Origin of the sequence: Vibrio sp. SS-MA-C1-2 (assembly GCF_021513135.1) — a bacterium.
Lineage (GTDB): Bacteria > Pseudomonadota > Gammaproteobacteria > Enterobacterales > Vibrionaceae.
Window position 1 is genome coordinate 2900165 of sequence record NZ_CP090981.1, and the last position, 12697, is coordinate 2912861.

Genomic DNA, 12697 nt, shown 5'->3' on the forward strand with positions numbered 1-12697 from the left:
TTTATGAATTAGTGAGCTAAATAGTTAGCAAAGGCTTGTGTTTGAGGAGCTGTAAATGCACGGTTATCACCAAACTCTACCACTTTTCCTTGTTCTAGGTAGAGAATATGGCTGGCAATCTTTCTAGCAAAGTCGACTTCATGAGTAACGACAACTTGAGTTATCCCCGTTTCACTTAACTCTTGAATAATTGAAACGACTTGACTGGTTATCTCAGGATCTAAAGCTGCGGTAGGTTCATCAAAAAGAAGAACATCTGGTTTCATCATTAATGCACGAGCAATAGCTACACGTTGCTGCTGACCACCAGATAACTGAAGGGGCCAATGATTGGCTTTTTCTTCTAATTGAAGTTGTTTAAGAAGAAGAATCGCTTCTGCTTTTGCGTCTTGACGACTCATTCCTAATACTTTGATAGGTGCTTCGATTAAGTTGTCTAATACAGAAAGATGTGGCCATAGGTTATATTGTTGAAAGACCATACCAACTTGACGTCTTAAAGCTTGTCCTTTTCTCTCTTCTAATGGTGCTGAAAAGTCAAAGAACTGATCGGCAATAGAAAGCTCTCCATTTTCACCTGTTTCAAGCAGATTTAAAACACGTAATAGAGAGCTCTTACCTGCACCACTTGGGCCAAGTAACACAAGGGTATCGCCCGTTTCACACGAAAAACTGACATCATGTAAAACTTGATGTTTACCATAACTTTTATCTAAACCGCTAACTTGAATACTCATTCACTTATTCTGCATTTATTCCCAACACAAGAGCATAATACCCCACTTGAAATTATATGCAATATTTATGAGTAAGTATTTATTAAAGTTTAACGTAAACGTCCTTCAAATCCACCACTGTGTAAACCACCGCCGGCACGCATTCCGCCAAGCCCCTGAAATTGACCTTGGAATTGACGATTTTGGAAAGAGTGATTCAAGCCCTCTCTATCAATGGTTGAATGGTGCTGCCACTGATTATTACCTTGAAATTTATGATTATTATTTAAATTCTGATGATTATCCAACTGTCTATTATGACGCTGCTGTTGATTCACTCTATTGGTATCTAATTGATTTAGATCTCTAGTCTTCCAACTATTATTTGTTCTCTGTTGCCATTGTCCATTCTCATTACGCATAATATTGCCGTTCTTATCTGCATAAACATTATTACGCAACTGATTATTGACTCGCGCTTTAGGATGATTATCTCTCAGTTGATTGACGTTAGCATTACGTAGGCGGTTATCTCGGTTTTGATAAATATTATTGCGATTAATGTCGTTTCTATTAACATTATTTCCATTGATATTATTAAAATGCTTATTCACATCCGTTCGATTACCAATATTGACCGTATTACCAATATTAATATTGCCGTTATTCTCAATATTTATATTATTATCATGGATATTATTTCCACCCCAGCCCCAATGACCACAACAATTTTGGCTCCAACCAAAGCCAGCACTGATAAAGCCATTACTCCAGCTGACTCCAACATTCCATCCCGTCCATGAGTTATAACCAACATGAAGACCCCAAGTGACAGGACGAGGATAATAAATAGCTCCAACATAAGGTGGATAATACCAGCCTGTACCATAAACAGGGACACCATAATATGGGAAAGACCATAAATACCCCGGAGTATAACCAACATAAACAACCGTTGGCGTCGAATCATAAATCTGTACAAAAGTCATATTATAAGCTGGCGAGCTTGGTGGGATCTCAGCAATGACGGTAGTTGGAATGGTATCAGCTACAACCCAAGGACCACTTGCGCTGGTAGAAGTAAACCAAACCGCATTATCTAAAGCGTAATAACGGTTATCAATTCGCAAAACCTGTGTTCCAGAGTTTTGGACATAATAGATATTGGTGCCTGGAATGACCACAAATTGTGGTTGACCAGAATATGCCACAGTTAATGTTGCTTTGCTTCTATCAATGGCAGTTGTTTGAGGGATTTGAGCATCCATTACCGCTTGATCTGCTTCTGGCGTTCCAGCAACCGAGGTACGTACACCGCCAATCTCAGAATTCGCAGGAATATCTTTAAACGCTTTTGGTAGTTCAGTTGCAGGAACAAAGACCCAAGGACCATTTTTAGAGGTTGATTTAAACCAACGTCCAGAAAGCAATACATACATTTCGCCGGATGAGAGATCACGTAGCCAAGCGGTTTCTGTATTTTTAACGTATAAGATATTGCCTGTCGATAACGCTTGCCAATTAGGAACGCCGTCGGTTGAAATCACTTCAGTGGGCTCAGTAGCGACAATAATCTTCAAATTATGAGCAAATTGATTTTGACGTTTTTTTTGGTCTGCTGGCATCTGCTTTGAAACCAGTTGAATCAAATCACTCGGCGGTGTCGACTCTGGCATCCAACCACTCATCACATTGCGTGAAAAATACCAATTAACACCATCGGTTAAATAGTACTGCGACGTTTTCGTACTTTTTACCACATAATAAGGTGTATTCTCAGCGCGAAGGTAATCACTATTCGGGATTACCTTAAATTTCGGCTCACCATCAAACAGTAATAACAGCGCGAGTTGATTAGAAAAGACCATTTTCGGTGGCGTATTTTTCAACTCAGCAATATGGCTATTTTCTCTATCGGCAATTTTAAGGCTTGCGGCTAACTTTGAGGCTGAAAAAATGAATACGGAGTTTTCAATCGTATCATTGACTCGTTTCGTAAATGCGACACTATCCACTTCACTATCTTTTGGCCATCCCATTTTTGTCACAACAAAGTTTCTTGCCGTCGCTTTATCTTCAGATTTATCAATATCAACTCGTGTTGTAAACCACATCGTTCCAAAGATTGGTTCTCCACCATCGACTTTAAAAGAGACTGCGGTTCTCCCTTGTAAAACATTCCCCGTGAGTTCTTGAGCTTGAGGTTCATAAACAACTAAGCTGTTATTACCCACTTCAATTTGTTGAGGCCACTGTTTAGCCGTTGGCGCCGAGTTCGTTTCAGTGTTTGCAAATGTAGATAGAGAATAACTACTGATCAAGACCAAGAGTAGTATTTTGACGATGGAGGATAGCTTGTCCATTATTGCCTCTTAATTAAAAAGTTCTCAAAATAATTTGTTTAAATACAGTGAGGATTAACACTCAACGTGTTTTTTTACTAATTCAACAGTAACATTTAAAACCGTATCATACCTTGCTTTTACCAATTGGTAGTCAAAATCTGGTGAAAACCAAAGTTGCACTTTTTTATATTTACCCACTTCATAGACACGATATGCTGGAATTTCTCCCCATGTTTTCGTTTTAATTTTATCTAATCCTTGAACTTGAAAATGAAGAGGTTTAATTTTATTACGACCTTGACGATATAATTTAATATCTTTGATATCATTTAATAACGCGTAACGAATTGCCGTGCTCACTGTATTAATATCAGCCAGTGGCATTCCTTCATTATCAAACTCTTGAGGTTTGCCATCAAGAATAACTCTAGATTTAGTCCCATCATCACTAAAACTTGTCTTCATTTTGCGGTCTTTAAAGCCTTCTAAAGTCTGTTTTGATGAAGAAGGAACAAATGCGCCAAACTTGGGCGACCAAATCAATACCGTTTGTTGTTCAAAAATAGCTTTGACACCCAATAGACTTAACTTTCCTGCGGAATCGACATGGGCTTGTTGCTCTTGCCAATCAATAATCCGTGTTAATTCCCCAATATTCACCCCTGCTAAGTAGGTATGGTAATTTAGTGTCTTTTTACAGCGATGATTATCAGGGAAAGGTATTGATGGTTTAACACGTTTATTCTCTGCTTGAGTCGTGGATATCTTAGAAATAGGTGAGGGTGAAGAGTCTGAAGCAAAAATGAGTGGTGCAAAAAGTAAACCGATAGATGCAAATAAAGCAGGCAAAAGAGACATCTCTCTAAATATCGACTTATATTGAGAAAAGAAATTTAAAGTAACAGGTTTAATTTTCATAATTAGAAACCTTATTAATAGGTATAACTAAACGAATAGGATACAAATGCAATTGTTTTCTTATTTATTTATTTCTTTTTATAAAGATAGACTAAAAATCTGGTTATTTTTTCAACTTAAATAAAAAATGCACAACATTTCTGCTGTGCATTTTCTTGACTGTACTTGATATTTTATCGGTGACGAAAAAACAACATGATACTAACTCAACTCATGACTCGACATTAATCTGAGCCAAAAAGATCGCGCGTATATACTTTCTCTGCAACATCTTTCAACTCTTCATCCATTCGATTTGAAACAATCACGTCAGAGCATTGTTTAAACTCTTCGAGATCTTTAATCACACGAGAATGGAAGAAGTCGTCTTCTTCTAATACAGGTTCAAACACCACCACTTCAACACCTTTCGCTTTTAAACGCTTCATGATCCCTTGAATCGATGACGCTCTAAAGTTATCAGAACCAGACTTCATAATTAGGCGATAAACTCCAACGACATTCGGCTTACGCTTTAAAATCGAGTCAGAGATAAAATCTTTACGTGTCGTATTAGCATCAACGATGGCATTAATCAGGCAATTTGGTACATCTTGATAATTTGCTAATAGCTGCTTAGTATCTTTCGGCAGACAATAACCACCATAGCCAAATGATGGATTGTTATAGTGATTCCCAATACGAGGATCTAACCCTACCCCTTCGATAATTTGTTTAGCATCTAAACCATGCGCTTCAGCGTAAGAATCTAATTCATTAAAGTAAGCAACACGCATTGCTAAATAGGTATTAGAAAACAATTTAACCGCTTCAGCTTCAGTGGAGTCAGTAAATAACACATCAATATCTTCTTTTAATGCGCCAGTAACTAGTAGGTTTGCAAATATTGTTGCACGATCACTCTTTTCACCCACAATAATACGTGATGGATAAAGATTATCGTATAAAGCTTTACCTTCTCTTAAAAACTCGGGAGAGAAGATAATATTATCAGTTGCTAACTCTTCTTTAATACGCTGAGTATAACCTACCGGGACCGTTGACTTAATAATCATCGTTGCATTCGGATTAATGCTTTGAACATCACGAATAACAGCTTCAACTGAAGAAGTATTAAAATAGTTGGTTTTGACGTCATAATCAGTCGGCGTAGCGATAATAACGTAATCCGCGTTTTGGTAAGCTAACTCTTTATTGAGTGTTGCTTTAAAGTTTAATGCTTTATTCGCGAGAAAATCTTCAATTTCACGATCAACAATCGGTGATTTACCACTATTTAATAATTCTACTTTCTCTTCAATGATATCAATGGCAATGACTTCATTATTTTGAGCCAATAACATTGCATTGGATAAACCAACATAACCTGTACCTGCTATTGCAATTTTCATCGTTTCCCGCTTAATTCTTTTTAATATAATGATGACACTCACTGTTTACATGAAGTTTTTAACGCTATTTAATACAACTTCAAGTAACAAAGGTATAATTAAGTATAGATAATGGTATCCAATAATAATGCTATGTTAGTTAATTTCTTTTTTATTTGCCAACTCTTTATTATCAATGGAGACTTTAACCTGTTGATTTATAATGTTGATCAACATAAATGAACGTTTTTCCCCATCAGATTCCATATAAATCGCTTCAATACCGATGTAAGGTGCTTGATTTAGAATAAAAATTTCCCCTTGACTCGGTAATGAGCCATCTTTCAGGTATTCAATTTTTGAACGTTCTTTTAATCCAGTGATAAGATCTTCAGTTACATTTTGAGGGTGAGTGCCGCTACGAACAAAATCAACCACCCCTCGAGTCGATCGCACTGCCGTTGTATGAAGTATTTCAATATCAAAATGGACAAAAACATAATTGGGAAAGAGAGGTTCAACCACGATCATTTTCTTTCCACGTTGAATTTTTTCAACCCTAACTTCTGGGATATAGGTTTCAACACCTTGACGTTGAAGATTAACGATAGCTCGCTGTAACTCACTTCTTTTACAGTACAGTAGATACCAACTCTTCATAAATCTTCCCAAAAATTGAATATAATAGTAATAATTACCCGGCAGCAATTACCTTTAAAAACACAGAATATTACCTACCTTAAAACTACAATTCAATGACCATTTATGATTAATGACATTCCTCAATAATAAATAAAAGTATAAGAGGATTGCTGTCTGTCATAAATCAATCTAAAATTATCTTATCTTTCCTCATATTCAATAATGATCATGAAATTTCCTGGACAACGTAAATCAAAACACTACTTTCCCGTTAGCGAGCGCGATCCTCTTGTTAACACACCGCAGAAAAAAATGCATACCAATCACATTGTCGGAATTGATCAAACCTTAGTCGACATTGAAGCTAAGGTTGATAGCACATTTGTGGAAAAATATAATCTAAGTAAAGGCCATTCATTAGTTATTACCGATGAAGCAGCAGAGGCGCTTTATACCGAGCTAAAAGAGCATGCGCTCATTACTCATGAGTTTGCTGGCGGAACGATTGGCAATACATTACATAATTACTCAACATTAGCAGATGATAAATCTCTACTTTTAGGCGTGATGAGTAAAGATATCAAGATTGGCAGCTATTCTTATCGCTACCTCTGTAATACCTCTTCTCGTGTCGATTTAAATTATTTGCAACCGGTCTCAGGGCCGATTGGCCGCTGTTTTGCTTTAATCACAGAAGATGGTGAACGAACCTTTGCGATTAACGAAGGTAAAATGAATCAACTTCAACCGAAAAGCATTCCGGAAGAAGTTTTTAAAAAAGCCTCTGCATTGGTATTAACCGCTTATTTGGTGCGCTGTAAAGAGGGTGACCCAATGCCTGAAGCAACCCAAAAAGCGATTGATTACGCAAAACAATATGACATTCCTGTTGTTCTAACATTAGGGACTAAATTTGTTATTCAAGATAATCCTGAATGGTGGCAAAAATTCATTAAAGATAATGTCACCGTTGTCGCAATGAATGAAGATGAAGCAGAAGCATTAACCGGCGAGTCTGACCCATTAGTAGCAGCAGATAAAACCTTGCAATGGGTTGATTTAGTACTTTGTACCGCTGGTCCAGTTGGGCTTTATATGGCGGGCTTTACCGATGAAGAGACTAAACGAGAAACTAGCTTTCCACTACTACCAGGCGAAATTGCTGAATTTAATATGTATGAATTTAGTCGCCCAATGAAGTACTCAGATTGTCAAAATCCAGTAAAAATCTACTCGCACATTGCCCCATTTATGGGTGGCCCAGAAAAGATTAAAAATACTAACGGTGCTGGTGATGGTGCGCTTTCCGCTCTATTACATGACATGGCCGCTAATCGTCACCATCGAGATAATGTGCCAAACTCAAGTAAGCATAAGCACACTTTCTTATCTTACTCATCGTTATCTCAAGTTTGTAAATATGCAAACCGTGTAAGCTATCAAGTATTGGCTCAGCATTCTCCTCGCCTATCCAGAGGATTACCTGAACGTGAAGATAGTTTAGAAGAGGCATACTGGGAACGTTAATTCTCACTCTTAAATTGAGACACTCTTTTGTAAAGAGCGAGTAATCAATAATAAAAAGGGCATTAAGATACGTCAGTCAATTCGTATCTTAATGCCCTTTTTTATTGCTGTTATACCCAAAGTAATTGGCGTTGCTAGTAGGCAAGCGAGTGCAGCCAACAACCTAGCGACTTCAAGTATAAAGGGGATAAACTCAATAAACTTCTCGTTAAATTATCACCAAACTTAAGATGAGATCGCTGGAGAAAGTATGACTTTTAATGCCTCAATATGAACAGTATTATCATTAAGACATGGGATATAATTAAAGCTCACACCACCAGCCTCTAAATAGCTATCTCGACACTGTTCTGCAATCTCTTCTAACGTTTCAAGGCAATCAGCAGAAAAAGCTGGCGTAATAATATCCAGTGATTTAACCCCATTTTTAGGTAACTGCTCAAGGGTTTTATCAGTATAGGGCATTAACCAAGGTTCACGCCCAAAACGAGACTGATAGCTATGCCCAATTTGATCATCATTCAAATCTAATGCTTTAGCTAACAAACGTGTCGTCTCTTCACACTGTAGAGGATAAGGGTCACCCGCATCAGCAAGACGCTGTGGTATGCCGTGATAAGAGCAAAGCAGATAATCACTACGGCCATTCTTATCCCAATGATCTCGTATTGATTGCGCTAATGCTTCAATATATGCAGGGTGATTATAGTAATCATTAATAAAATGAAACGCGGGTATATGAGGCGTTTTCTTTACCGCCTTAGCGACACGATCAAACACCGCGGCAGTTGTCGTTCCTGAATATTGAGGATAAAGAGGAAGAACAATAATTTCCTCACAACCTTGTTGCTGTAGATGATTAATCCCATTATCAATAGAAGGGTTTCCATACGTCATCGCCAGAGCAACGGGACAATCAAGCTGTTCAGCTAATGCACTTTGTTGACGGCGAGAGTAGACCATTAAAGGTGAGCCATCATTCATCCAAACAGATTGATAAAGCTTAGCCACTTTTGGTGCTCTTATTGGCAAGATAACACCATGCAGTATTGGACACCAAAGCCAACGTGAAAGGTCAACCACACGATGATCATGGAGAAACTCAGATAAAAATGCACGAACGGCTGCGGCTGTTGGTGCTTCTGGGGTTCCTAAGTTAACCAGTAATACACCCTTTTTGCTTTTTTCTTTTATCGGTAAAGTCATCTTATATCCATTTGTTCTTAACAATCGTCTTATACCTAAAATAATTGGAGTTGCTAGTAGGCGGCAAGTGAGTGAGACTCCATGAGTATAGACCGACTATATGATTAGGGCGAACGAACATAGCCAACAACCTAGCAACTTCAAGTAAGAAGGGTATATCATAAGCCACAAATAGCAAAAAGGCAGCCTCACGCTGCCTTTATTCATCATTAAAGCTAAAAATAATTAGCCTAATGCTTTTTCGATGTCAGCACTGACAGCTTCAACTGCTTGAGTTCCATCAAACTTGATGTACTGAGTGTTGCCAGCAGACGCTTCTTTTGAGTAGAAATCGATCAATGGTTTAGTTTGGTCGTGATAAACACCTAAGCGAGCACGTACTGTCTCTTCTTTATCATCATCACGAACAACAAGATCTTCACCTGTTACGTCATCTTTACCTTCAACCTTTGGTGGGTTGTAAACAACGTGATAAGTACGACCAGACGCAAGGTGCGCACGACGACCCGCCATACGATCAACAATCACTGAGTCATCAACCGCAAACTCTAGTACGTAATCAACAGCAACACCGATCTCTTTTAGACCTTCAGCTTGTGGAATCGTACGAGGAAAACCGTCTAATAAGAAGCCTTTAGCGCAATCATCTTGAGCAATACGCTCTTTAACAAGGCCAAGAATAATATCATCAGAAACTAGCTGTCCTGCATCAATCACGGTTTTAGCTGCTTTACCCATCTCAGTTCCAGCTTTGATCGCTGCACGAAGCATATCGCCTGTTGAGATTTGTGGGATACCGTATTTGTCCATAATGAACTGAGCTTGAGTGCCTTTACCAGCACCGGGAGCACCTAAAAGAATAATGCGCATCTTGTTCTCCTAATAACTTTAATTAAGTATTGTAAGGTTAAATATATTCAAATGGATAAATAAGAAAAGAGTATCTCTACCTTCTCCAATGATTCATCCATTGTTTTAACTATTATAAATTGTTTTAACTATTATAAATGGAGCAGTTCATTATACTAACTACTCTATAAATTTAAATCATGACTATTTACGGCGCCAAGTTGTACCTTGAGGCCCATCTTCTAATACCACGTTCATTGCGGCTAAACCATCACGGGCAGCATCGGCGGCTGGCCAATCTTTTGCTGCACGCGCATCGTTACGAGCTTTAATTAAACGTTCAATTTCAGCGACTTCATCATCAGCGCCATCTTGTTGGCCTTGAAGGAAAGCTTCAGGATCTTGAGTTAATAAGCCAAGAATTTCAGCCAACTCTTTCATGCGTGCACCAAGTTTAGATGCGGCAACCAGATCCGTCGATTTCAAGCGGTTAATTTCGCGCGCCATATCAAATAGAACAGAGTAGGCTTCTGGAGTATTAAAATCATCATCCATCGCTTTTCTAAAGTTCTCAATAAACTGCTCACCACCTTCGGCAGCAATTGTTGAATCTAAACCACGTAAAGAGGTATATAAACGCTCAAGAGCTGAACGACCTTGATTTAAGTTCTCTTCACTATAGTTTAACTGACTACGATAATGACCTGACATTAAGAAATAACGAACCGTTTCATTGTCGTAATGCTCTAATACATCTCGAATTGTAAAGAAGTTACCCAGTGATTTAGACATTTTTTCACGATCAATCATCACCATGCCACTATGCATCCATGTATTCACATAAGGGGTATCATGAGCACAGCATGATTGGGCAATTTCATTTTCATGATGTGGGAACTGTAAATCTGAGCCACCACCATGGATATCAAAATGATTACCTAATAGTGCTGAGTTCATCGCAGAACATTCAATGTGCCAACCCGGACGACCCGCTCCCCATGGAGATTCCCATGTTGGTTCTCCCGGTTTTGACATTTTCCACAGAACGAAATCTAACGGACTACGTTTTGCAGCTTCAATATCAACTCGAGCCCCGGCTTGTAACTGATCTAAGTCTTGACGAGAAAGCTTGCCATATTCATCAAACTTACTTACCTCAAACATCACATCGCCATTTGAACCAACATAAGCAAAACCACGTTCAATGAGACGCTCAACAAGAGTAATAATTTCAGCAATATATTCCGTTGCTCTTGGTTCAATATCAGGGCGCTTCATCTGAAGAGAATCGAAATCTTTATGCATTTCACCAATTAAACGCTCTGTTAGCGCTTCACAGCTTTCGCCATTCTCTGCGGCACGTTTAATGATCTTGTCATCAATATCTGTAATATTTCGCACGAACGTTAAATCATATCCAGAATAACGAAGATAACGACTAATAACATCAAACGAAACAAATGTTCTACCGTGCCCGATATGACAAAGATCATAGATCGTCACACCACAGACGTACATTCCAATTTTTCCAGGATTGATAGGAACAAATTGCTCTTTTTGTTTTGTTAGTGAGTTATATATTTTTAACATTGCGAAAGTTACTCGATATTAAGGGTTAAAAATCAGGGTAAGCTGTAGTTAACAGCGTCAATGTAGCCGATTATATACTTAAATAGGCTATCGTTGCGAGGTAACAAGGTCGTAAATAGTCGTAAAAAATAGTAAAAGGTGTAATTTCCTCAATTATTCAATTTAATTGAGCTAAAATAAAACTCATTTCAACTCAGTTCTTTTATGGTGGAGTTGAATCAGATAGAATCCACTCTCTATAACAAAACCCCTGTAAGGATTATATAATGGTAACTCTTCATACAACTTGTGGTGATATTACACTTGAACTAAACGCAGAAAAAGCACCAAAAACGGTTGCTAACTTCCTACAATATTGCCGTGATGGGTTTTACAACGACACTCTTTTTCACCGTGTAATCGATGGATTTATGATCCAAGGTGGCGGTATGATCGAAGGTATGGAAGAGAAGCAGACTCGTGCACCTATCATGAATGAAGCAGACAACGGTTTAAGCAATGTTGTTGGTTCAATCGCAATGGCTCGCACCATGGAACCACACTCTGCTAGCTCTCAGTTCTTCGTTAATGTAAGCAATAACACATTCCTAGATCACCGTTCACCAACAGCTGATGGCTGGGGTTACTGTGTATTTGGTAAAGTGACTGCAGGAATGGATGTCGTAGAAAAGATTAAAGGCGTAGCTACAGGCACCGCTGGCTATGTACATCAAGATGTTCCAGTAGAAAACATCTTAATCAACTCTGTTACTATCGAAGAGTAATAGATAAAGGGCAGTTTAACGCTGCCCTTTCTACGTCTATGCGTATCTTATTTATTTCAGATCTTCACCTCAGCGAACAACATCCAGAGATTACAGACTGTTTTCTCGACTTTATGGCGAATGAAGCCCCAAAAGCCGATCAGCTCTATGTCTTGGGTGATCTGTTTGAATACTGGATAGGTGATGACAACCTTACCCCATTTAATCAGACCATTATCAATGCCTTCAAAACTCTGACTGACACCGGTACCTCATGCTTTTTTATACACGGTAATCGTGATTTTCTTGTTGGTAAGCAGTTTAGTCAACAAACCAATGTCACTTTACTTCCAGAAGAAGCGGTTATTGATATTAATGGCCAAAAAGCGGTTATCCTCCATGGTGATACACTTTGCACTGAAGATGTGAGTTACCAGCAATATCGTAAAAAAGTTCATAATCCAGTTATTCAGTGGATTTTCCGCCACCTTCCTCTCTCATATCGTCGAAAAATTGCGGCAAAAATTCGTAATCAGAGCAGTGACGATAATCAAACAAAATCTAATCAGATTATGGATGTCACATTTTCAGAAGTTGAGTCTATACTGAATAAATATCAAGTAAACTTAATGATTCACGGACATACACATCGACCTAATATCCATGAGATAAATGTAAACAATCAACAGAAATCTCGAATTGTATTAGGTGATTGGTATACTCAAGGATCTGTTTTAATTTGTGATAATGATAAAATATCTTTAGAAACAATTACTTTTAACTGTTAAGTA

General features: G+C 38.2%; 11 protein-coding genes. 3 read left to right on the forward strand and 8 right to left on the reverse strand.

Features of this window, described 5'->3' with window-relative positions; translation table 11 throughout:
- Nucleotides 1–8 precede the first annotated feature (8 nt).
- The 5 genes from artP to rfaH all read right to left on the reverse strand — a co-directional run bounded on the left by artP (nucleotide 9) and on the right by rfaH (nucleotide 6009).
- On the reverse strand, nucleotides 9–737 hold the full coding sequence (gene artP / locus L0B53_RS17445) for an arginine ABC transporter ATP-binding protein ArtP (protein WP_235060848.1): 729 nt from the start codon (nucleotides 735–737) through the stop codon (nucleotides 9–11).
- Nucleotides 738–826: 89 nt separating this feature from the next.
- Complete coding sequence (locus L0B53_RS17450) at nucleotides 827–3079, reverse strand: hypothetical protein (protein WP_235060849.1); 2253 nt, start codon at nucleotides 3077–3079, stop codon at nucleotides 827–829.
- A 54-nt stretch (nucleotides 3080–3133) separates the two neighbouring features.
- Nucleotides 3134–3979 (reverse strand): DUF3108 domain-containing protein, encoded by an 846-nt coding sequence (locus L0B53_RS17455; RefSeq protein WP_235060850.1) that lies wholly within the window; start codon nucleotides 3977–3979, stop codon nucleotides 3134–3136.
- A gap of 224 nt (nucleotides 3980–4203) precedes the next feature.
- Nucleotides 4204–5370 carry a nucleotide sugar dehydrogenase gene (locus L0B53_RS17460; protein WP_235060851.1) on the reverse strand — a complete coding sequence of 389 codons (1167 nt, stop codon included), beginning with the start codon at nucleotides 5368–5370 and terminating at the stop codon, nucleotides 4204–4206.
- Between the two features lie 135 nt (nucleotides 5371–5505).
- On the reverse strand, nucleotides 5506–6009 hold the full coding sequence (rfaH, locus tag L0B53_RS17465) for a transcription/translation regulatory transformer protein RfaH (protein ID WP_235060852.1): 504 nt from the start codon (nucleotides 6007–6009) through the stop codon (nucleotides 5506–5508).
- Nucleotides 6010–6219: 210 nt separating this feature from the next.
- Between rfaH and L0B53_RS17470 the strand changes: the two genes are divergently transcribed.
- Nucleotides 6220–7518 carry an inosine/guanosine kinase gene (locus L0B53_RS17470; RefSeq protein ID WP_235060853.1) on the forward strand — a complete coding sequence of 433 codons (1299 nt, stop codon included), beginning with the start codon at nucleotides 6220–6222 and terminating at the stop codon, nucleotides 7516–7518.
- 225 nt (nucleotides 7519–7743) lie between these two features.
- Here L0B53_RS17470 and hemH read toward each other — a convergent pair whose 3' ends face one another.
- From hemH to cysS, 3 genes are all read right to left on the reverse strand, one after another.
- Nucleotides 7744–8712, reverse strand: a complete 969-nt coding sequence (gene hemH / locus L0B53_RS17475) for a ferrochelatase (RefSeq protein ID WP_235062291.1) — start codon at nucleotides 8710–8712, stop codon at nucleotides 7744–7746.
- 237 nt (nucleotides 8713–8949) lie between these two features.
- Nucleotides 8950–9594, reverse strand: coding sequence for an adenylate kinase (gene adk, locus L0B53_RS17480; protein ID WP_235060854.1), 645 nt, complete (start codon nucleotides 9592–9594; stop codon nucleotides 8950–8952).
- Nucleotides 9595–9777: 183 nt separating this feature from the next.
- Nucleotides 9778–11163 carry a cysteine--tRNA ligase gene (cysS, locus tag L0B53_RS17485; RefSeq protein ID WP_235060855.1) on the reverse strand — a complete coding sequence of 462 codons (1386 nt, stop codon included), beginning with the start codon at nucleotides 11161–11163 and terminating at the stop codon, nucleotides 9778–9780.
- A 266-nt stretch (nucleotides 11164–11429) separates the two neighbouring features.
- On the opposite strand from cysS, the gene L0B53_RS17490 reads away from it, so the two are divergent.
- Nucleotides 11430–11927 carry a peptidylprolyl isomerase gene (locus L0B53_RS17490; protein ID WP_235060856.1) on the forward strand — a complete coding sequence of 166 codons (498 nt, stop codon included), beginning with the start codon at nucleotides 11430–11432 and terminating at the stop codon, nucleotides 11925–11927.
- Between the two features lie 38 nt (nucleotides 11928–11965).
- The gene (gene lpxH / locus L0B53_RS17495; RefSeq protein ID WP_235060857.1) at nucleotides 11966–12694 is read left to right on the forward strand and encodes a UDP-2,3-diacylglucosamine diphosphatase; all 729 of its coding nucleotides are present in this window, start codon (nucleotides 11966–11968) and stop codon (nucleotides 12692–12694) included.
- The last annotated feature ends 3 nt before the right edge of the window (nucleotides 12695–12697 follow it).

What these genes read in the sequence shown, in the direction of transcription:
- artP (WP_235060848.1), bottom strand. Translation starts at nt 737, where the DNA reads ATGAGTATTCAAGTTAGCGGTTTAGATAAAAGTTATGGTAAACATCAA.
- L0B53_RS17450 (WP_235060849.1), bottom strand. Translation starts at nt 3,079, where the DNA reads ATGGACAAGCTATCCTCCATCGTCAAAATACTACTCTTGGTCTTGATC.
- L0B53_RS17455 (WP_235060850.1), bottom strand. Translation starts at nt 3,979, where the DNA reads ATGAAAATTAAACCTGTTACTTTAAATTTCTTTTCTCAATATAAGTCG.
- L0B53_RS17460 (WP_235060851.1), bottom strand. Translation starts at nt 5,370, where the DNA reads ATGAAAATTGCAATAGCAGGTACAGGTTATGTTGGTTTATCCAATGCA.
- rfaH (WP_235060852.1), bottom strand. Translation starts at nt 6,009, where the DNA reads ATGAAGAGTTGGTATCTACTGTACTGTAAAAGAAGTGAGTTACAGCGA.
- L0B53_RS17470 (WP_235060853.1), top strand. Translation starts at nt 6,220, where the DNA reads ATGAAATTTCCTGGACAACGTAAATCAAAACACTACTTTCCCGTTAGC.
- adk (WP_235060854.1), bottom strand. Translation starts at nt 9,594, where the DNA reads ATGCGCATTATTCTTTTAGGTGCTCCCGGTGCTGGTAAAGGCACTCAA.
- cysS (WP_235060855.1), bottom strand. Translation starts at nt 11,163, where the DNA reads ATGTTAAAAATATATAACTCACTAACAAAACAAAAAGAGCAATTTGTT.
- L0B53_RS17490 (WP_235060856.1), top strand. Translation starts at nt 11,430, where the DNA reads ATGGTAACTCTTCATACAACTTGTGGTGATATTACACTTGAACTAAAC.
- lpxH (WP_235060857.1), top strand. Translation starts at nt 11,966, where the DNA reads ATGCGTATCTTATTTATTTCAGATCTTCACCTCAGCGAACAACATCCA.